General features: G+C 59.7%; 15 protein-coding genes. 4 read left to right on the top strand and 11 right to left on the bottom strand.

Features of this window, described 5'->3' with window-relative positions; translation table 11 throughout:
* Position 1 precedes the first annotated feature (1 nt).
* From B3N48_RS07125 to B3N48_RS07115, 3 genes are read right to left on the bottom strand one after another with little or no spacing between them, the layout of a single operon-like run.
* Positions 2–868: a carbohydrate ABC transporter permease gene (locus tag B3N48_RS07125; protein ID WP_296181208.1), complete on the bottom strand. Its 867-nt coding sequence runs from the start codon at positions 866–868 to the stop codon at positions 2–4.
* Complete coding sequence (locus B3N48_RS07120; RefSeq protein WP_296181205.1) at positions 861–1,991, bottom strand: ABC transporter ATP-binding protein; 1,131 nt, start codon at positions 1,989–1,991, stop codon at positions 861–863. Before B3N48_RS07120 ends, B3N48_RS07125 begins: the two co-directional genes overlap by 8 nt.
* Entirely contained in the window at positions 1,991–3,085 is a 1,095-nt protein-coding gene (locus B3N48_RS07115) for an ABC transporter ATP-binding protein (RefSeq protein ID WP_296181202.1), read from the bottom strand. Before B3N48_RS07115 ends, B3N48_RS07120 begins: the two co-directional genes overlap by 1 nt.
* 325 nt (positions 3,086–3,410) lie before the next feature.
* Between B3N48_RS07115 and B3N48_RS07110 the strand changes: the two genes are divergently transcribed.
* On the top strand, positions 3,411–5,243 hold the full coding sequence (locus tag B3N48_RS07110) for a sigma-54-dependent Fis family transcriptional regulator (protein WP_296181199.1): 1,833 nt from the start codon (positions 3,411–3,413) through the stop codon (positions 5,241–5,243).
* A gap of 184 nt (positions 5,244–5,427) precedes the next feature.
* On the opposite strand, the gene cysS is transcribed toward B3N48_RS07110, so the two are convergent.
* Both cysS and B3N48_RS07100 read right to left on the bottom strand, forming a co-directional pair.
* The gene (cysS, locus tag B3N48_RS07105) at positions 5,428–6,810 is read right to left on the bottom strand and encodes a cysteine--tRNA ligase (protein ID WP_296181197.1); all 1,383 of its coding nucleotides are present in this window, start codon (positions 6,808–6,810) and stop codon (positions 5,428–5,430) included.
* A 24-nt stretch (positions 6,811–6,834) separates the two neighbouring features.
* Positions 6,835–8,532 carry a glutamine--tRNA ligase/YqeY domain fusion protein gene (locus B3N48_RS07100; protein ID WP_296181195.1) on the bottom strand — a complete coding sequence of 566 codons (1,698 nt, stop codon included), beginning with the start codon at positions 8,530–8,532 and terminating at the stop codon, positions 6,835–6,837.
* Positions 8,533–8,805: 273 nt separating this feature from the next.
* Here B3N48_RS07100 and B3N48_RS07095 point away from each other — a divergent pair, with 273 nt between their 5' ends.
* Positions 8,806–9,309 (top strand): peptidylprolyl isomerase, encoded by a 504-nt coding sequence (locus B3N48_RS07095; protein WP_296181191.1) that lies wholly within the window; start codon positions 8,806–8,808, stop codon positions 9,307–9,309.
* Positions 9,306–10,079: a UDP-2,3-diacylglucosamine diphosphatase gene (gene lpxH / locus B3N48_RS07090; protein ID WP_296181188.1), complete on the top strand. Its 774-nt coding sequence runs from the start codon at positions 9,306–9,308 to the stop codon at positions 10,077–10,079. Before B3N48_RS07095 ends, lpxH begins: the two co-directional genes overlap by 4 nt.
* A gap of 225 nt (positions 10,080–10,304) precedes the next feature.
* Here lpxH and B3N48_RS07085 read toward each other — a convergent pair whose 3' ends face one another.
* The 6 genes from B3N48_RS07085 to B3N48_RS07060 all read right to left on the bottom strand — a co-directional run bounded on the left by B3N48_RS07085 (position 10,305) and on the right by B3N48_RS07060 (position 16,727).
* Positions 10,305–11,837, bottom strand: coding sequence for a DHA2 family efflux MFS transporter permease subunit (locus tag B3N48_RS07085; RefSeq protein ID WP_296181185.1), 1,533 nt, complete (start codon positions 11,835–11,837; stop codon positions 10,305–10,307).
* A gap of 63 nt (positions 11,838–11,900) precedes the next feature.
* Positions 11,901–13,199 (bottom strand): efflux RND transporter periplasmic adaptor subunit, encoded by a 1,299-nt coding sequence (locus tag B3N48_RS07080; protein ID WP_296181182.1) that lies wholly within the window; start codon positions 13,197–13,199, stop codon positions 11,901–11,903.
* Between the two features lie 10 nt (positions 13,200–13,209).
* A complete protein-coding gene (locus B3N48_RS07075; RefSeq protein WP_296181179.1) occupies positions 13,210–14,706 on the bottom strand; it encodes an efflux transporter outer membrane subunit in 1,497 nt (498 codons plus the stop codon).
* Positions 14,703–15,176, bottom strand: a complete 474-nt coding sequence (locus tag B3N48_RS07070) for a MarR family winged helix-turn-helix transcriptional regulator (protein WP_296181176.1) — start codon at positions 15,174–15,176, stop codon at positions 14,703–14,705. The genes B3N48_RS07075 and B3N48_RS07070 overlap by 4 nt, the downstream gene beginning before the upstream one ends.
* A gap of 259 nt (positions 15,177–15,435) precedes the next feature.
* A complete protein-coding gene (locus B3N48_RS07065; protein WP_296181656.1) occupies positions 15,436–16,041 on the bottom strand; it encodes a tRNA-(ms[2]io[6]A)-hydroxylase in 606 nt (201 codons plus the stop codon).
* Between the two features lie 212 nt (positions 16,042–16,253).
* A complete protein-coding gene (locus tag B3N48_RS07060; protein WP_296181173.1) occupies positions 16,254–16,727 on the bottom strand; it encodes a DUF1289 domain-containing protein in 474 nt (157 codons plus the stop codon).
* A gap of 406 nt (positions 16,728–17,133) precedes the next feature.
* Between B3N48_RS07060 and acnB the strand changes: the two genes are divergently transcribed.
* Positions 17,134–19,734: a bifunctional aconitate hydratase 2/2-methylisocitrate dehydratase gene (gene acnB, locus B3N48_RS07055; protein ID WP_296181170.1), complete on the top strand. Its 2,601-nt coding sequence runs from the start codon at positions 17,134–17,136 to the stop codon at positions 19,732–19,734.
* The last annotated feature ends 283 nt before the right edge of the window (positions 19,735–20,017 follow it).

Genomic DNA, 20,017 nt, shown 5'->3' with positions numbered 1-20,017 from the left:
CTCAGTTCTTTTCGCCGTGGGTCATGGCGGTGTAGAACACCCACGACACCAGCAGGATGATCAGGAAATACACCAACGAGAACGCTGCCGCAGGGCCCAGGTCGAACTGGCCGAGGGCCATGGTCGTCAGGGTCTGACTGAGGAAGGTCGTCGAGTTGCCCGGGCCGCCCCCGGTGAGCACGAAAGGCTCGGTATAAATCATGAAGCTGTCCATGAAGCGCAGCATCACGGCGATCAGCAGCACGCTCTTCATCTTCGGCAACTGAATGTGTCGGAAAACCGCCCAGTTCGACGCCCGATCAATCCGTGCTGCCTGGTAGTACACGTCAGGAATCGCCCGCAAGCCCGAGTAGCAGAGCAGCGCCACCAACGAGGTCCAATGCCAGACGTCGATGATCAGCACGGTCACCCAGGCGTCCGAGGCGTTGGCCGCGTAGTTGTAGTTGATGTGCAGCACGTTGTTGAGAAACCAGCCCAGCAAGCCAATGTCGCCGCGGCCGAAGATCTGCCAAATGGTGCCAACCACGTTCCAGGGAATCAGCAGCGGGATGGTCATGACGATCAGGCACACCGACGACCAGCGACCCTTGGTCGGCATGGTCAAGGCAATGGCGATACCCAGCGGGATTTCGATCAGCAGCACGCAGCCCGAATAGATGAACTGACGCAACAGCGAGTCGTGCAGACGCGGGTCTTGCAGCACCTGCTTGAACCAGTCGGCGCCGACAAAATAGCGGCTGGACTGGTCGAAGATGTCCTGCACCGAGTAGTTGACCACGGTCATCATCGGGATGATGGCGCTGAACGCCACCAGCAGAAACACCGGCAGCACCAGCCACCAGGCTTTGTTGTTCTGCACCTTACTCATGGGGCACCTCACTGGCCGACACCGTGTTCGCGTCGGCCTCCAGCAGAAATTCATCGGCGTACAGCATCAGCCACTGGGCGGGAAAACTGATCCAGGCCTGGCCTTGCGGCACCGGTTTGTCTTCCTGCAGACGGACCTTCAATGACTGCCCCGCCAGGGTGAGGGTGAGGATTTTGTACGTCCCCAGATCCTCGACGTAGGTCACGTCCGCGCACATCGCGTCGTCGAACGGCCCGTCCCACACATGCACGAACTCAGGCCGGATGCCGACTTTGAGCGTTTTCCACGGGGTCGATGCCAGGCGTTGCTGCAAGGCCTCGGACAACGGCAGGTGAATGCCGCCAAAGCCCACCCCACCTGCCTCGGGCTTGACCTCAATGAGGTTCATGCCAGGGCTGCCGATGAAGTAGCCGACGAAGGTGTGATGGGGCTTCTCGAACAATTCCCGCGGGGTGCCGAACTGCACGATCTGGCCGCCGTACATCACCGCGATCTTGTCAGCGAAGGTCGAGGCTTCGAGCTGATCGTGGGTGACGTAGACCATGGTGATGTTGAATTGCTCGTGGATCTGCTTGAGCTTGCGCCGCAGTTTCCACTTCAGGTGCGGGTCGATCACGGTCAACGGTTCGTCGAACAGGATCGCCGATACGTCATCGCGCACCAGCCCGCGGCCCATGGACACTTTCTGTTTTTCGTCCGCCGTCAGGCCTTTGGCTTTCTTTTTCAGCAGCGGCTGCAGGTCCAGCACATCGGCGATTTCCTGCACCTTGGTCTGGATTTTCGCCTCGTCCATGCCCTGATTGCGCAGCGGGAACGCGAGATTGTCGTACACCGTCATGGTGTCGTAGACCACCGGGAACTGGAAAACCTGAGCGATGTTGCGCTGCTCGGGCGACATGTCGTTAACCACCGTGGTGTCGAACATCACCTTGCCTTCAGAAGGACTGAGCAGGCCGGAAATAATGTTGAGCAAGGTCGATTTGCCACAGCCGGATGGCCCGAGCAAGGCGTACGCCCCGCCCTGCTCCCAGATGTGGGTCATCTCGCGGATCGCGTAATCCTCGGGGCCACTGGGGTTTGCGCTGTAGCTGTGCGCGAGTTGTTGCAAGCGGATCTCGGCCATCAGGCAACCCTCGCCATGCGCAGACCGGGCGCCTGAATGAGCCCGCCCTGCTGATCGAATACGAACAATTTGTGGGTCGGGATGTACACGCGGATCGGCGTATCAACGTCGTACTCATGCACGCCCGGCAGGTGCAGCACCAACGAAAAATGCTCGTTGCGCACATGAAGGAAGGTTTCAGAGCCGCTGATTTCCGCCAGCTCCACGGTGACCGCCAATTCCAGATCATCGTCGTTGGACGGCACCAGGCTCAGGTGGCTGGGGCGCACGCCGAAGCGGTAGTCGCCGTCGCCGATCTTGCGCAGGTCGACGTTGAGCGGGAAATGCACGAAGTTGGCGAAGCTGACTTCGTTGCCATCGATGCGGCCCGGCATCAGGTTGATCGGCGGCTCGGAAAACAGCTCAGCGGCCAGCACGGTTTTCGGCTGGTGGTAGACCTCGGGGGTCCTGCCGCTCTGGATCAGCCGACCTTCGTGCAGGATTGTCGTGGTGCCGCCCAGCGCCAATGCTTCGTTGGGCTCGGTGGTGGCATAGACCGCGATGGTGTTGCGGGTTTCGAACAGCTGACGCATTTCCTGACGCAGTTCTTCGCGCAGCTTGTAGTCGAGGTTGACCAGTGGCTCATCGAACAGGATCAGCTCGGCGTCCTTGACCAGCGCGCGGGCCATGGCCGTGCGTTGCTGCTGGCCGCCAGAGAGTTCGAGCGGGTAACGGGTGAGAAATTTTTCGATCCGCAGCATCTTGGCGGTTTCCCGCACGCGGCTGTCGATTTCGTCTTTCGACATCTTCGCCTGACGCAGCGGCGAGGCGATGTTGTCAAAGACGGTCATGCTCGGGTAGTTGATGAATTGCTGATAGACCATCGATACATTGCGATGGCGCACCGCGACGTGGGTGACATCTTTGCCATTCATCAGTACGCGGCCGCTGTCTGGCTTGTCCAGACCGGCCATCAAGCGCATCAGGCTGGTTTTGCCTGATAAGGTGCGCCCCAGCAATACGTTGAATGAGCCGGGTTCGAAGCTCAGCGATGCATCGTCGATCCAGATTTGACCGTCGACGGCTCGGCTGACGTGCTCAAGCGTGAGAGACATGGCGTGCCCTTTTTATTTGTCTTGTTCGGGGTGAAGCGGTTGGTCTGTTTTTTACTGACCGATTGTTGGATAGCGACAATCATGCCAGTTGACGTTCAGTACCGAACACTGCGCCAAAAGCATTGAGATAGAGCGATCAAGACAAACGAACCGGCTGCTGCATATTCGTTGGTGAACATAAGTGAACAGGAAACACTGAACACCTGAACAAAATGAACATTGACTTTGAACACATCTGAACAACAATGGGTGAACGTTTCGAGCACGGATGCTTGGCCCACGCCGTACCCCAAAAACAATAAAAGCCACAGCACGGAGCCAGACCATGGCCGCGACAGGCGCATCCACTGCTCACGACACCATCATTCGAGACTCCTGGGCCCGCTGCCGCGAGTTCGGCCTGGACCACCAGTCCCGCCCGGCCTTTGATCGGCTACCCGACCCGCAGGTTTCGCAACTGCTGGAACGTCATCATTCCCTGGTGCAGACCACTCATCAGCAGGTCCTGCCCTTTTACGAGAACATCCTCAGCAACTCCAATTGTTTGATTCTGCTGGCCAACCAACAGGGCCAGGTCCTGAATTCCTGGGGCACCCAGCGCTTCGTCGAGCCTGATCAGCAACGGGGCTTCATTGCAGGCGCCAGCTGGCTCGAACGTGGCGTTGGCACAAACGCCATCGGCACCGCGCTGGCCTGCGAACAAGCTGTTCACATTGAACACGATGAACACTTTTTGAAGGCCAACCGCTTCATGACTGGCTCGGCAGCGCCGATCTTCGACGCGTCGCGACGCATGATCGCGGTGCTCGACGTGTCCAGCGACAGCTTCCTGCCCCCCTCCCACACGCTGGGGATGGTGAAGATGATGAGCCAGACCATCGAAAACCGGCTGATTCTCGACCAGTTCCAGCACGGCTATTTTCAGATGACGTTCAACACCGGCCTGAACAACCTCGACAGTCAGTGGGCCGGGCTGCTGGTGTTCGATGAGAGCGGCCGCATCGTCTGCGGTAACCGCCGCGCCGATAACCTGCTGGGGGTCAGCCTGTTACAGGCCAATATTGAACAGCTGTTCAAGGCTCCAATTGCTTACCTGCTGGATCAACCCGAGGGCCAACCCTTCGCGCTGCAGGCGTCGGGGCATAACCGTTTTCATGGGGTGATCAGACGGCCGAAAGCGCCAGTGTTGAAACTCCGGACCGTCCCGACGTCCAAGCAAGTCGACGCGCCTGCACCCGGTCCCAGAGATGAAAAAGTGGCGAAGGCGGCGCGCCAGGCTCAGCGCTTATTGGAGAAGAATGTGCCGCTGCTGATTCTCGGCGAAACTGGCGCAGGCAAAGAGGTGTTCGTAAAAAGCCTGCATCGGGGGAGTTCTCGGGCGGATCAGCCGTTCGTTGCGGTGAACTGCGCGGCGATTCCGTCGGAACTGGTGGAGGCTGAACTGTTCGGTTACGAAAAAGGCGCGTTCACAGGGGCGCATCATAAGGGCAGCATCGGCCTGATTCGCAAAGCCGACAAAGGCACGCTGTTTCTGGACGAGATCGGCGATATGCCTCTGCCAGTTCAGGCCCGTCTGCTGCGGGTATTGCAGGAACGTTGCGTGCAACCGCTGGGCAGCAGTGAATTGTTCCCGGTGGACATCCGGGTGATTTCCGCGACCCATTGCTCACTGCGAGACCAAGTGCAAAGCGGCCGCTTCCGGCAGGATCTGTACTATCGCATCAGCGGCCTGAACCTCGAACTGCCGCCCCTGCGGGACCGCACTGACAAGGCCGAACTGGTGCAAGCGCTCTGGGAACAGCATCGCGAGCCTCAGCAGACGGCTGGCTTTGAATCCTCGGTATTGGCCCTGTTCGAACGGCACCCGTGGCCGGGGAATTTGCGTCAGTTGAGTAACGTGATTCAAGTGGCGTTGGCGCTGGCGGATGACGAGCCGATTTCGATGGAGCATCTGCCGGAGGACTTTTTTGCCGATCTGGCGATGGATAACGGCAACGACGAGCCGTCCATTGTTTTCAATCGCAAGGCTGCGCTGGATACGCCGGAGGCATTGAATGAATTACTGCAGGCGGCCGGGGGGAATATTTCGCAGCTGGCCAAGCGGCTGGGGGTGAGTCGCAATACGTTGTACAAGCGGTTGAGGGAGCAGGGTTTCTGATTGTGGATGTGTGTGGCCGGGGACGGCCTTATCGCGAGCAAGCTCACTCCTACAGGTGATCGCATTGAGCCTGTAGGAGTGAGCTTGCTCGCGAACGCGGAGGGTCAACACCATCAATGTTGACTGACCTGACGCCTTCGCCAGCAAGCCGGCTCCCACGAGGATGCGTATCACCCGGCAGAAATCAATCCGCCAAACGCCAGGTCGTTCCCCCCTTGCCATCTTCCAACACCACGCCCATGGCGGTGAGTTGATCGCGAATGCGGTCGGATTCGGCCCAGTTCTTGTCGGCGCGAGCTTGCAGACGCGCGGCAATCAGCGCCTCCACTTCTGCCGCATCGACCCGCCCTTCAGCCCCGGCACGCAGGAAGTCATCGGCTTCGAGCTGCAACACGCCCAGCACGCTGGCCAATTGCTTCAGACGCGCTGCCAGTCCGGCTGCGGCGTCGATATCGCTGTCCCGCAGACGGTTGATCTCGCGGACCATCTCGAACAGCACCGCACAGGCTTCCGGCGTGCCGAAGTCGTCGTCCATTGCTGCGGAAAAACGCTCGACGAACGCTTCACCACCAGCGGGTTCAGCCACCGGCAAGCCTTTGAGCGCGTGGTAGAAACGCTCCAGCGCGCCCTTCGACTCTTTCAGGCTGTCTTCGGAATAGTTGATCGCACTGCGGTAGTGGCTCGACACCAACAGGTAACGCACCACTTCCGGGTGGTATTTATCCAGCACGTCGCGAATGGTGAAGAAGTTGTTCAAGGACTTGGACATCTTCTCGCCATTGATGCGGATCATCCCGCAATGCATCCAGGCGTTGGCGTAGGTCTTGCCGGTGGCCGCTTCGCTCTGGGCGATTTCGTTTTCATGGTGCGGAAATTCCAGGTCGGAACCGCCGCCATGAATATCGAAGGTCTCGCCCAGGCAGCAGGTGGACATGACCGAGCATTCGATGTGCCAGCCCGGACGGCCCGGCCCCCACGGCGACTCCCAGCTCGGCTCGCCCGGTTTCACGCCTTTCCACAGCACGAAATCCAGCGGGTCATCTTTCGCTTCGTCGACCTCGATCCGCGCGCCGATGCGCAAATCTTCAATCTTCTTGCGCGACAGCTTGCCGTAGCCGAGGAATTTGCCGACGCGGTAGTACACGTCGCCGTTGCCCGGCGCGTACGCGTAGCCTTTGTCGATCAAGCGCTGGATCATGTCGTGCATGCCACTGATGTAATCGGTGGCACGCGGCTCCAGGTCCGGCTTCAGAATGTTCAGCCGCGCTTCGTCTTCGTGCATCGCGTCGATCATGCGCGCGGTCAGCGCATCGAAGGCCTCACCGTTTTCGCGGGCGCGGTTGATGATCTTGTCGTCGATGTCGGTGATGTTGCGCACGTAGGTCAGGTCGTAGCCGCTGAAACGAAGCCAGCGGGTAACCAGGTCGAACGCGACCATGCTGCGGCCGTGCCCCAGGTGGCAGTAGTCGTACACGGTCATGCCGCAGACGTACATGCGCACCTTGTTGCCATCCAGCGGCTTGAAAACTTCTTTGCTCTTGGTGAGCGTGTTGTAGATCGAAAGCACTGTCTGCCTCTTATCTGTACTGCATCAGGTCCAGGAATCGCGCAGCGTCACCGTGCGGTTGAATACCGGTTTGCCGGGTGTCGAGTCCTTGATGTCGGCGCAGAAATACCCTTCGCGTTCGAACTGGAAACGGTCTTCCGGCTGAGCTTCACCCAACGAAGGTTCAGCGCGACAACCGGTCAGGACCTGCAGGGAGCCTGGGTTGATGTTGTCGAGAAAGGTCTTGCCGTCCTCCGCTTTTTCCGGATTCGCGGAGAGGAACAGGCGATCGTACAAACGCACTTCGCATTCGATGCTTTCAGCGGCTGGTACCCAGTGGATCACACCCTTGACCTTGCGGCCTTCCGGGTTCTTGCCCAGGGTGTCCGGGTCGTAAGAGCAGCGCAGCTCAACGATGTTGCCCTCGGCGTCCTTGATCGCCTCGTCGGCGCGGATCACGTAGCTGCCACGCAAACGCACTTCGCCGTTCGGTTCCAGACGCTTGTAACCCTTTGGCGGCTCTTCCATGAAGTCGTCGCGGTCGATGTAGAGTTCGCGGGAGAACGGCAGCTTGCGCACGCCCAGCTCTTCTTTCTGCGGATGACGCGGCAGTTCGAGATGGTCGACCTTGTCTTCCGGGTAATTGGTGATGACGACTTTCAACGGCCGCAACACGCACATGGCACGGGGCGCATTGGCGTCCAGGTCCTGACGGATGCTGAATTCGAGCATGCCGAAGTCGACCACGCCGTCGGAACGGTTGGTGCCGATCATTTCGCAGAAGTTGCGGATCGACGCCGGGGTGTAGCCGCGACGACGGAAGCCCGACAGCGTCGACATGCGCGGGTCGTCCCAGCCGTTGACGTGCTGTTCATCCACCAGTTGCTTGAGCTTGCGCTTGCTGGTGATGGTGTAGTTCAGGTTCAGCCGCGAGAACTCGTACTGACGCGGTTTGCACGGCACTGGCAGGTTGTCGAGGAACCAGTCGTACAGCGGCCGATGGCTTTCGAATTCGAGGGTGCAGATCGAATGGGTGATGCCTTCGATGGCGTCCGATTGACCATGGGTAAAGTCGTAGATCGGGTAGATGCACCACTTGTCGCCGGTCTGGTGGTGATGGGCGTGACGAATGCGGTAGAGGATCGGGTCGCGCAGGTTCATGTTCGGCGAGGCCATGTCGATCTTGGCGCGCAGCACGCGGGCGCCGTCTTCGAACTCACCGGCCTTCATGCGGGCGAACAGGTCCAGGTTTTCCTCGACGCCGCGCTCACGGAACGGGCTGTTCTTGCCCGGTTCGGTGAGGGTGCCGCGGTATTCGCGCGCCTGCTCGGGTGTCAGGTCGTCGACGTAGGCTTTGCCCGCCTTGATCAGCTCGACGGCCCAGTCGTGCAGTTGATCGAAGTACTGGGAGGCATAGCGCACTTCACCGGCCCATTGAAAGCCCAGCCATTTGACGTCGCTTTCAATGGCATCGATGTATTCCTGATCTTCCTTGGCAGGGTTGGTGTCGTCGAACCGCAAGTGCGTGACACCGCCGAATTCCTGAGCCAGACCGAAGTTGACGCAGATCGACTTGGCATGACCGATGTGCAGGTAGCCGTTGGGCTCTGGCGGGAAGCGGGTCACGATCTGGGTGTGCTTACCCGAATCCAGGTCTGCCTGCACGATGGGGCGCAGGAAGTTGGTTGGAGTGGCAGGGCCTGCCTTGGTGTTGGCAGCAGCGTCTTGAGTGGGCTTGCTCATAGGATCCTTGAAAACCTGACAGTCTTGGCCAGGGTAGGCCGAATAAATCAAAGCGCCTATCATAGCCGAACCTGTCAAGCCCCTGACAGCGCGCCGTGACAAAACTGCCAAGATCCACCGCGGGTCATTTGCGGCTGCGACATGAATAGTCGCTACCCGTCGAGCAATGACCCTCTGTAAACTGCGCGCCAGGGTGAAATCGCAGCGGCCAGCCAATGCTCCACGCTGCGATCGACACGTCCAATCACGCATTTCAAAAGAGCGACCGAGCACATGTCCAAAGTAAAATTGACCACTAACCACGGCGACATCGTCCTGCAATTGAACGCTGAAAAAGCGCCGATCACCGTCGCTAACTTCATCGAATACGTAAACGCTGGCCACTACAGCAACACCGTATTCCACCGCGTCATCGGCAATTTCATGATCCAGGGCGGCGGTTTCGAGCCAGGCATGAAAGAGAAGAAAGACAAGCGCCCGAGCATCCAGAACGAAGCCGACAACGGCCTGCCGAACAAGAAATACAGCGTTGCCATGGCCCGCACCATGGAGCCGCATTCGGCGTCCGCACAATTCTTCATCAACGTCGCTGACAACAGCTTCCTGAACCACAGCGCCAAGACCGTTCAGGGCTGGGGCTACGCGGTGTTCGGCGAAGTGGTCGAAGGTTCGGACGTGGTCGACAAGATCAAAGGCGTCGCCACCACGTCCAAAGCAGGCCATCAGGACGTGCCGGCTGAAGACGTGATCATCGAGAAAGCCGAGATCGTTGAGTGATATTGCTGATCTCCGATCTGCATCTGGAAGAAGAACGCCCGGACATTACCCGGGCGTTTCTGGATCTGCTCCGCGACCGCGCCCGTGGGGCGGAGTCGCTGTATATCCTCGGGGATTTTTTCGAAGCCTGGATCGGCGATGACGCGATGTCGCCCTTCCAGCGCTCGATCTGCGAAGCCCTGCGCGCGTTGAGCGACAGCGGCACGCGGGTGTTCCTGATGCACGGCAATCGCGATTTTCTGATCGGCAAAGCCTTTTGCAAGGCAGCTGGCTGCACGCTGTTGAACGACCCGAGTGTGGTGCCCTTCAACGGTGAGCCGGTGTTGTTGATGCATGGGGACAGCCTGTGCACCCGCGACGAAGCCTACATGCGTTTGCGCCGCTACCTGCGCAATCCTCTGACTTTATGGGTCTTGCGCCACCTGCCCTTGAGCACCCGGCATAAACTGGCGCGCAAGTTGCGAAGTGAGAGCCGCGCGCAGACCCGCATGAAAGCCAATGACATCGTTGATGTGACGCCGGAGGAAGTCCCGCGCATCATGTCCGAATACGGGGTCAAAACCCTTATTCACGGCCACACTCACCGCCCCGCCATTCACAAGCTGCAAATCGGCGACGACACCGCGCAGCGGATCGTACTGGGGGATTGGGACCGGGAAGGCTGGGTGTTGCAGGTCGACGAACAGGGCTTTCAACTGACCTCGTTCGGGTTTGTGCAGGAGCAGCCGTTGGGGTTGCCACAGGTCGGCCAGACACCACCCACCCTGTAGGAGTGAGCTTGCTCGCGATGGCCTCCTATCACTCGCCTCTTCGTTGACTGCTACCACATCATCGCGAGCAAGCTCACTCCTACAGAAGATGGGTGCCAGACAAACTCTCTGCGGTGAACGCAGACCTCGTAGGCGCGCTTGCCTGCGATCGCGTCAGGCCTGCGACGAAGATGTGTGCGACACACCGACATCGCGGGCAAGCGCGCTCTTACAATGATTTGTGCATTAATGCCCCGCCCCCGGTCCGGCCTTGGCGGCGAACGGCGGTTTGGCCAGACAGATGACCAGAATCAGCGCCACGAATCCCCAACCCATCATGTAGAAGTAGTCCACCGTGGACATCATGTAGGCCTGGCTGGTGACCATGCTGTCGAGCTGCGCGTAGGCCTGAGTGCTTGGGCCTCCGAGCATGTCGAGCGCGTGGCGCGTGGTCGGTTCGTAGGTGTTCACATTTTCGCTGAGGTACGCGTGGTGCATGTTGGCCCGGCGAATCCAGATCCAGGTTGTCAGCGATGCCGCGAAGCTGCCGCCCAGGTTACGCAGGAACGTCGCCAGCCCCGAGCCGTCGGCAATCTGTGACGGCGGGAGGTCCGACAGCAAGATGCTCAGGGTCGGCATGAAGAACACCGCAATCCCTGCACCCATGAACAGTTGCACCATCGCGATGTGGTAGAAATCCACTTGACTGGTGAAATTCGAGCGCATGAAACAACTGGCGCCAATCACCAGGAACGACATGCCGGCCGACAACCGCAGGTCGAACTTTGGCGCGTATTTACCTACGAACGGCGACAGCAGCACCGGCAATATCCCCAACGGCGCCACTGCCAACCCTGCGTAGGTTGCCGTATAGCCCATCTGCGTCTGCAACCATTGCGGCAGAATCAGGTTGATCCCGAAGAAGCCCGCGTAGCCCAGCACCAGACAAATGGTCCCGACCCTGAAGTTGCGGAACGAAAACAGCCGCAAATTCACCACCGGGTGCTCGTCGGTCAATTCCCAGATGATGAAGGCCGCTATGCCAATGGCTGAAATCACCGAACCGATGACGATGAAATTCGACGAAAACCAGTCCAGGTCGTTGCCCTTGTCGAGCACGATCTGCAAGGCCCCGACACCGATGATCAGAGTGATCAGCCCGATGTAATCCATGGGTTGCCGGACGATGTTCACCGGACGCGCCGCCAGTTGCGCACGCACCACGGCAGCGGCGAACAGGCCAATCGGCACGTTGATGAAGAAGATCCACGGCCAGGCATAACTGTCGGTGATCCAGCCGCCCAGAATCGGCCCCGCAATCGGCGCCGCCACCGTGACCATCGCCAGCAGTGCCAACGCCATCCCCCGTTTCGCTGGGGGGTAGACCGCGATCAGCAACGTCTGCGCCATCGGGTACAGCGGCCCCGCGACCAACCCCTGCACCACGCGGAACCCCACGAGCTCAGGCATTGAAGTCGATATACCGCAGAGAAACGAAGCGATCACGAACAGCAGCGTCGCCCATATAAAGAGCTTCACTTCGCCAAAGCGACGGCTCAGCCAACCGGTCAACGGCAAGGCAATGGCGTTACTGACCGCGAATGAGGTGATGACCCAAGTGCCTTGGTCCGAGCTCACCCCCAGGTTGCCGGAAATGGTCGGCAACGCCACGTTGGCAATGGTGGTATCGAGCACCTGCATGAACGTCGCCAGCGACAGGCCGATGGTACTCAAGACCAGACTGGGCGGCGTGAAAGAAGCGGGAGCGTTGTTACTCATCGCGAATCCTTTGAATCTCGGACGTGGCCCCGACGTGACGATCGGGGCCGATGGATTGGCGGGTCAGCGCTGAGCGGCCTTGTCGGGACCGGACGCGCTGTTCTCATGAATCAAGCGCGCGATCAGGGTGTCCGCGTCGGCCAGTTGCTTGACGTACACATCGGTGGTGAACGACGCCTGCTTCGGCGGTTGTTGCGCCAGCACCGGGCCGCTCTGGTCGTGCAGGTTCACGTCGACAACCGTCGACAGGCCGATACGCAACGGGTTTTGCTTCAACTCGTCGGGGTTGATGTGAATCCGCACCGGCACCCGTTGCACGATCTTGATCCAGTTACCGGTGGCGTTCTGTGCAGGCAGCAGGGCGAAGGCGCTGCCGGTCCCGGCGCCGACACTGTCCACGGTGCCGCTGTATTTCACGTCACCGCCATAGAGGTCGGCCTCGATCTCTACCGGCTGGCCGATGCGCATTTTGCCCAGCTGGGTTTCCTTGAAGTTGGCGTCGATCCACACCTGATCCAGCGGGATCACGGCCATCAGTGCGGTGCCTGGTTGAACACGCTGGCCCAATTGCACGGTGCGCTTGGCGACATAGCCGGTCACCGGGGCGATCAACGTGGCGCGCGCATTGTTCAGGTAAGCCTGGCGCAGTTGCGAGGCCGCAGCCTTGACGTCGGGGTGCGACGCCACGTTGGTGTCGTCGACCAGTGCGGTGCTGGTCACCAGTTGCTGCTGGATGTTGTTGAGGGCGTTTTGCGCGCTGGTCAGGTCATCCTGCGCGTGGGACAGCTCTTCCTGGGAAATTGCCCCACCCGCCGCCAGATTGCGCCGACGATTGTAGTTGTCCTGGGCGCGTTTGACCTCCGCGCGCTGCGCCGCCAATTGCGCCTTGATGCCGTCGACGTTGCTGTAAAGACCGCGTACCTGACGCACCACCTTGCCCAGATTCGCCTCGGCACTTTGCAGCGCGACTTCGGCATCATTCGGGTCGAACTGCACCAAAACCTGGCCTTCGCGAACCAGATCGCCATCGTCGGCCCCGATGCTGACCACGGTGCCCGTCGTCTGCGGCGTGATCTCCACCACGTTGCCGTTGACGTAGGCGTCGTCAGTGCTTTCGTAGAACTGGCCGTAAATCTCATACCAGGCCCAGACGCCAACCCCGGCGAGGATGACGATGATCAGCAGGCCGAACAGCAGCAGCTTGCGTTTGCGCGGGTTTTTCTGCGGCTGACCGGGCGCGGCCTTCTGATCGCCTTTATCTTTCTGACCGCCCTGCTCGCCCTGAGCCTTCTGCTCGCTCGGTTGTTGGGCGTCGTTCTTTTGTTCGTTTGCAGTGTTGTTTTCGCTATCGGCGTTGGCCATGACGATTACCTTAATGAGTCAGCGACGCAGTTGATGGGACGGCCGGGGCGGCGTTTTCGCCGGGCTTGCTTTCTTCGAAGCCTCCCCCCAGGACCTGCATCAGCTGAATCGATAGATCGATGCGTTCCGCGTTGAGATCAGCCAGTTGGCGTTGCGATTGCAGCAGTTGCTGCTCGACGCTCAACACGTCGAGGTAATTGCCGATGCCTGATGAATAGCGCTGAACGACGGTGTTGTAGGACTTTTGAATAACGTCAGTGGCCTGTTGGCGGGCGTCGACCTGACTGCCGATCGCGCGCAGCTGGCCGATGTTGTCGCTGACGTCGCCCAACGCCCGTACCAGACTTTTGTTGTACTGCGCGACGGCCAGGTCGTAATCGGCATCTCTGGCATCGAGGTCGGCCCGCCGACGACCGCCATCGAAAATCGGCAACGAAACGGTCGGCGCGACATTGAAGAAGCGGCTCGCCGAGCCGAACATTGCGTCGCCCAGCAACGACTCCACACCCGCCGACGCACTCAGGTTCAGGTTCGGATAAAAGTTGGTCTTGCTTGCAGCGATGTCTTTGTTGGCGGCCTCGACACGCCAGCGGGCAGCCACCAGATCCGGGCGACGACCCAACAATTCGGCGGGCACAACCGACGGCAACGCGACGACGGCGGGTTTCAAAACGCTGGGCCGCGCCAGCTCCTCGCCGCGATCCGGTCCTTTGCCCATCAATACCGCCAAGGTGATCTTGGCAGTGCGCAGGCGTTTTTCGGCGTCCACCAACGCTTCACGGGAGCCTGCTTCCAGGCTCTCGGTCTGCTGATATTGGTACTCACTGTCGATGCCGGATTTGAAGCGACGAGCGCCCAGCTCCAGCAATTGCCCGGTGCGCTTCAGATCGTCGGCCGCCAGATCGCGAACGATGTAGGCCTGACCGAGATCGCTGTAGGCGCGGGCGACGTCGGCAGCCAGGGTCAACTGCGCCGCGCGCTGGTCGATTTCGGCAGCCCGGGCCTGGCCCAGTGCCGCTTCCCAGGCCGCCCGCTGGCCGCCCCACAGGTCGAAATTGTAATTGAAGCTGGCACCCAGGCTGCGCAGAGTGCTGTAACGATTGCCCGACCCCGTCGGGTCCTGATCCCTGGCCAGACGCGAACGGCTGATGCTGGCATCGGCGTCTACGGTCGGCATGCGCTCGGCGTCGGCGGCGTAGGCCGCCGCATTGGCCTGATGGGCGCGCGCGGCGGCGATCTGCATGTCGGGGCTGTCGCGCAGGGCTTCGGTGATCAGACCGTTTAGTTGAGGATCGCCAAGACGGGTCCACCAGTCGCGCTTCGGCCAGGCCGCGGGCGACAGAGTGATGCCGCTGAGGCTGCGTCCGGCCTGTAATTGGTTAGCATCGATGCCGACGCCTGCGGTGCTCAGGCCTTTGGAATTGGCGCAGCCTGCCAGAACCAGCGCGGCGAACAGAAGACTGAATGAGGTGCGCAAGGCCGAGCCCTGCTGTAGTCGAATGTTCATTTGGCGGCCATCCGGGCAAGGGTGATCGGATCCGCCGCCGCGACCAGCACCTTGGTCAGCAAGCGTTCCAACGTCACCAGTTCGTCGTGCTCCAGCACGCCGACCATCTCATTCATGGCGCAGGCGCCAATCTGCGGCAGTAGGTCAGAAAGCGCCTTACCGGCGTCGGTCAAGACCAAACGCACTTGGCGCCGGTCGGACTCGCAACGGGTGCGAACCAACAGGTCTTTCTGTTCCAGACGGTCAAGCATGCGGGTCATGGAACCGCTGTCCAGGCACAAGGCGCGGCACAGATCTGCCGGCGTCTCTGCGCCGTACAGCGCCACGATGAGCAGCACCTTGAATTGCTGGGCGGTCAGTTCATAGGGTTCGAGCAATTTGTCGAGTATGCGATTTTTCAGCTGTTCAGCTCGGCCAATCAGCATGCCAAGCAGACTGTTCTGAAAATTTTCAGGGGTGAAGTGCGCCATTGATAGTCACCGATTAGCTGCCTAGGCAGCGAATGACTCGGATATTACTGCCTAAGCAGTAAACACACAATGAAACAAATTTCAGGATGCGGAGTTTCTGACGAATGTGCTCGTCGGGTAGGGGAATGTGCAGAGAACAAGAGGTGGTGAAGATCTGGTGTAGGCGCCGGCTCGCAAGCGGAGGCGGCGTGCCGATCAACCCGTTGGAGGCTGATGCACCGCATTCGCCAGCAAGCCGGCGCCTACCAATAGATGCTGGTCAGGCGGGCACGCCGCTGTGAAACCGGAAATCCTCATCCGGGCTTTCGATCAGCTCGCGCTCGGCAAGACGAATTTCTTCGACCTTCGCCGCAACGTCCGCTTCGTCGCCGTACAGATAAGCGAGTTTCAGGTAATCCTGAAAGTGCCGGGCTTCGGACTTCAGCAGACTGGCGTAGAACTTCGACAGTTCGGCGTCCAGGTGCGGCACGAGTGCGGCAAAACGCTCACAAGAGCGGGCTTCGACGATAGCGCCGACGATCAGCGCGTCGGTCAATCGGTATGGGTTGTGATTGCGAACGAGTTTGCGCAGCGACCCGGCGTAGCGTGCCGAGCTGATGTTGGCCATGGGAATGTTGCGCTTCTTGATGATGCTGATGACCTGTTCGAAATGACGCAGCTCTTCGCGCGCCAGTCGCGACATCTTCGCCAGCAGGTCGAACTTGTCGTTGTACTGGAACATGAACTGAAACGCCGCCCCGGCGGCTTTCTTTTCATTGTTCGCGTGGTCGATCAGCAGGATGTCCAGATTCTGCAAGGCGGCCTGAACCCAGGCATCCGGGGTCGGGCAAAGCAGGAAGGCGTCGATATCGGGATAAAGCTGCATGGTTTCACGACTGGCTGACTGAGCGAGGCGCAGCATTATACGGGGCTCGGGGCGCAGAACCAGCCTCTTTGCAGGTAAATCCGATGACGCCGGTCAACACCCGCCGCCGCCTCCCTGAGACGCTACCGGAACTGCGGCGCGGACAGGGGGTTACGCCGCGCTGCTCGTTGAAGCAGCATGCGTCGCAAACAGCGTCAGAAGAAGGGTTCGGATCAGCTTTCGCCCATCGCATCTTTCAAGAAATTCGGCGCGATGTAGCGTTCATAGTGGGCTTCGGACAGCAGGAAAAATTCCCGATCGATGGCATCGCGCAATTCCGGCAGACTCCAGCCTCTGAATTCAGGCAACAGCGCCATGCCGTACGCCTCGACGTTGTTGATTACCCTCGCCCCGCGGGCAATCAGCTGGTACGCCCAGCAGTATTCAGACTGCTGCGGTACAAAACGAATCTTGCGTTGCTCAAGCTGCTGACGCAGCAGTCCGGGGTCGAATACCTCGACTTTCGCCGCCATCACTTGCACCAGCAGTTGTTCGAGACGCAGCCAGACCGCGCGTTTCTCGTCCTCGGTGTAACCGTTCCAGTGGATCACCTCATGGTGAAAACGCTTGCAGCCACGGCACACGAGATCCCCGTAAACGGTAGAACACAGGCCCACGCAGGGCGTTTTGATGATGTGATTGGGCATGGCGGGGAAACACGGCAGCGGACGAAACAAGCCCGCATGTTAGCCCTTTGTCTAAAGCCATACACCCCCGAAGATGTAGGGGCTAACTTACCTTCCGCCTTTTTTTGCCGTAGAATCACCGGGCCTTTTAAGGCGCCAATGTCCGTTGGAAGCTGTTTTCAAAGCGTCACGAGCACAGTCAGGCTCTTATAGAGAGCTCACCCCGCAGTCGGTTCCATGACGCAGGCTTGCCCTGCGTCCCCTCCCCCGAACCGTTCATGCAGGCGTAAAACTTTGAAAACAGCTTCTGTTGGAGATCGTCAGCTGCCTGCCCCCGAACCCGAAAAGCTTCAGAGCGCACGGCTGCGGACTTTCTCCGGATGAGCGTCCCGGACACCCATTTGGGACCACTGATGAGGGTAATACTGTGCTTGAAGCCTACCGTAAACACATCGAAGAGCGTGCCGCCCAGGGTATCGTGCCCCAGCCGCTTAACGCCGAACAAACCGCAGGCCTGGTCGAGCTGCTGAAGAACCCACCGGCTGGCGAAGAAGCTGTCCTCCTTGATCTGATCACCAACCGCGTTCCGCCGGGCGTTGACGAAGCTGCCTACGTCAAAGCCGGTTTCCTCTCCGCTCTGGCCAAGGGCGAAGTCTCCTCCCCTCTGCTGGATAAAAAACGCGCTGTAGAACTGCTCGGCACTATGCAGGGCGGCTACAACATCGTGACCATGGTCGAACTGCTGGACGACGCCGAGCTGGCGCCGGTCGCTGCCGAGCAACTGAAGCACACCCTGCTGATGTTCGACGCCTTCCACGACGTCGCTGAAAAAGCCAAGAACGGCAACGCACATGCCAAAGGCGTGATGCAGTCCTGGGCCGATGGCGAGTGGTTCCAGAAGCGTCCGACCCTGGCTGACAAAATCAGCCTGCGCGTGTTCAAGGTCACCGGCGAAACCAACACCGACGACCTGTCGCCTGCACCGGATGCCTGGTCCCGCCCTGACATCCCTCTGCACGCCCTGGCCATGCTGAAGATGGCTCGTGAAGGCATCGTCCCTGACGTGCAGGGCGCCATCGGGCCGATGAAGCAGATCGAAGAAATGCGCGGCCAGGGCTTCCCTATCGCTTACGTCGGTGACGTGGTCGGTACCGGCTCCTCGCGTAAATCCGCCACCAACTCGGTGCTGTGGTTCTTCGGTGACGACATCCCTTACGTGCCGAACAAGCGCGCAGGCGGCTTCTGCTTCGGCAGCAAAATCGCACCGATCTTCTACAACACGATGGAAGATGCGGGCGCGCTGCCGATCGAATTCGATGTGTCGAACATCAACATGGGCGACGTGATCGACGTTTACCCATACGAAGGCAAAGTCACCAAGCATGACAGCGACGAAGTGATCACCACTTTCGAACTGAAAACCCCTGTGCTGTTGGACGAAGTCCGCGCGGGCGGTCGTATCCCGCTGATCGTCGGCCGTGGCCTGACCAGCAAGGCGCGCGCCGAACTCGGCCTGCCGCCTTCGACCCTGTTCAAACTGCCAGAAGTCCCGGCTGCCAGCACCAAGGGTTTCACCCTGGCGCAGAAAATGGTCGGCAAGGCGTGCGGCACCGACGGCATCCGTCCAGGCACCTACTGCGAACCGAAGATGACCACTGTCGGTTCTCAGGACACTACCGGTCCGATGACCCGCGACGAGCTGAAAGACCTGGCGTGCCTGGGCTTCTCCGCTGATCTGGTGATGCAGTCCTTCTGCCACACCGCGGCCTATCCAAAGCCGATCGACGTCAAGACTCACCACACCCTGCCTGACTTCATCATGACCCGTGGCGGCGTTTCGCTGCGTCCGGGCGACGGCATTATCCACAGCTGGCTGAACCGCATGCTGCTGCCGGACACCGTCGGCACCGGTGGTGACTCGCACACCCGTTTCCCGATCGGCATTTCGTTCCCGGCCGGTTCCGGCCTGGTTGCGTTCGCCGCCGCCACCGGCGTCATGCCGCTGGACATGCCGGAATCGATCCTGGTCCGCTTCAAAGGCAAGCTGCAACCGGGCGTTACCCTGCGTGACCTGGTTCATGCCATTCCGTACTACGCGATCCAGAAAGGTCTGCTGACTGTCGAGAAGAAAGGCAAGAAAAACGCCTTCTCGGGTCGCATCCTGGAGATCGAAGGTCTGGAAAGCCTGACCGTCGAGCAAGCCTTCGAACTGTCCGACGCTTCGGCAGAACGTTCGGCCGCCGGTTGCACCATCAAACTGTCGAAAGAGTCGATCGCCGAGTACCTGAACTCCAACATCACCCTGCTGCGCTGGATGATCGCGGAAGGCTACGGCGACCCACGTACACTGGAACGCCGCGCCAAGGCGATGGAAGCCTGGATTGCCAATCCTGAGCTGCTGGAAGCCGACACAGACGCGGAATACGCTGAAGTCATCGAAATCGACCTGGCCGACGTCAAAGAGCCTGTGCTCTGCGCGCCGAACGACCCGGACGACGCCCGTCTGCTCTCCAGCGTTGCTGGCGAGAAAATCGACGAGGTGTTCATCGGTTCGTGCATGACCAACATCGGTCACTTCCGTGCCGCAGGTAAGTTGCTGGATCAAGTCAAAGGTCAGTTGCCTACCCGTCTGTGGCTGTCGCCGCCGACCAAAATGGACGCTCACCAACTGACCGAAGAAGGCTACTACGGCATCTACGGCAAGGCTGGCGCACGCATGGAAATGCCAGGCTGCTCGCTGTGCATGGGTAACCAGGCACGCGTCAACCCGAACGCCACCGTGGTCTCGACCTCGACCCGTAACTTCCCGAACCGTCTGGGCGATGGTGCCAACGTCTACCTGGCGTCGGCCGAACTGGCGTCCGTCGCTTCGATCCTGGGTCGCCTGCCGACCGTCGAGGAGTACATGGTCTACGCGGGCAAAATCGACAGCATGTCTGCCGACGTTTACCGCTACCTGAGCTTCGACCAAATCGCCGAGTTCCGTGAATCCGCCGCGAACGCCAACATCCCGGTTGTTCAAGCGTAAGATCGAAACACCGCGTTGAAAGAACCCCGCTTCGGCGGGGTTTTTTATGTATCAAATAAAGTAAGCCCTGACGGCGTTCGTCGGCATGGTAACAAGTAAAGCCATTCACCAACGCTTGATTTTATCGATAGAATCTACCACCCGATAGAAAACACCTACAGCGCCTGCGTTTTTTCATATGTTGATGCATCAAACTATCAATTGCGACTAACGTTTCACCCGTATAGGGAAATATTGAATACACAATAAATAAAGCACATCCACTGTCCAGCAAATGGGTCGA

It is taken from the genome of Pseudomonas sp. UBA1879 (assembly GCF_002338065.1).
Taxonomy (GTDB): domain Bacteria; phylum Pseudomonadota; class Gammaproteobacteria; order Pseudomonadales; family Pseudomonadaceae; genus Aquipseudomonas.
The sequence above is the reverse complement of the archived record's forward strand: the minus strand, read 5'-3'. Positions and strand labels throughout refer to the sequence as shown.

Bases quoted from the DNA above. Each gene is read 5' to 3' on its own strand.
- B3N48_RS07125 (WP_296181208.1), bottom strand. From the start codon at position 868: ATGAGTAAGGTGCAGAACAACAAAGCCTGGTGGCTGGTGCTGCCGGTG.
- B3N48_RS07120 (WP_296181205.1), bottom strand. From the start codon at position 1,991: ATGGCCGAGATCCGCTTGCAACAACTCGCGCACAGCTACAGCGCAAAC.
- B3N48_RS07115 (WP_296181202.1), bottom strand. From the start codon at position 3,085: ATGTCTCTCACGCTTGAGCACGTCAGCCGAGCCGTCGACGGTCAAATC.
- B3N48_RS07110 (WP_296181199.1), top strand. From the start codon at position 3,411: ATGGCCGCGACAGGCGCATCCACTGCTCACGACACCATCATTCGAGAC.
- B3N48_RS07100 (WP_296181195.1), bottom strand. From the start codon at position 8,532: ATGAGCAAGCCCACTCAAGACGCTGCTGCCAACACCAAGGCAGGCCCT.
- B3N48_RS07095 (WP_296181191.1), top strand. From the start codon at position 8,806: ATGTCCAAAGTAAAATTGACCACTAACCACGGCGACATCGTCCTGCAA.
- B3N48_RS07085 (WP_296181185.1), bottom strand. From the start codon at position 11,837: ATGAGTAACAACGCTCCCGCTTCTTTCACGCCGCCCAGTCTGGTCTTG.
- B3N48_RS07080 (WP_296181182.1), bottom strand. From the start codon at position 13,199: ATGGCCAACGCCGATAGCGAAAACAACACTGCAAACGAACAAAAGAAC.
- B3N48_RS07075 (WP_296181179.1), bottom strand. From the start codon at position 14,706: ATGAACATTCGACTACAGCAGGGCTCGGCCTTGCGCACCTCATTCAGT.
- B3N48_RS07070 (WP_296181176.1), bottom strand. From the start codon at position 15,176: ATGGCGCACTTCACCCCTGAAAATTTTCAGAACAGTCTGCTTGGCATG.
- B3N48_RS07065 (WP_296181656.1), bottom strand. From the start codon at position 16,041: ATGCAGCTTTATCCCGATATCGACGCCTTCCTGCTTTGCCCGACCCCG.
- B3N48_RS07060 (WP_296181173.1), bottom strand. From the start codon at position 16,727: ATGCCCAATCACATCATCAAAACGCCCTGCGTGGGCCTGTGTTCTACC.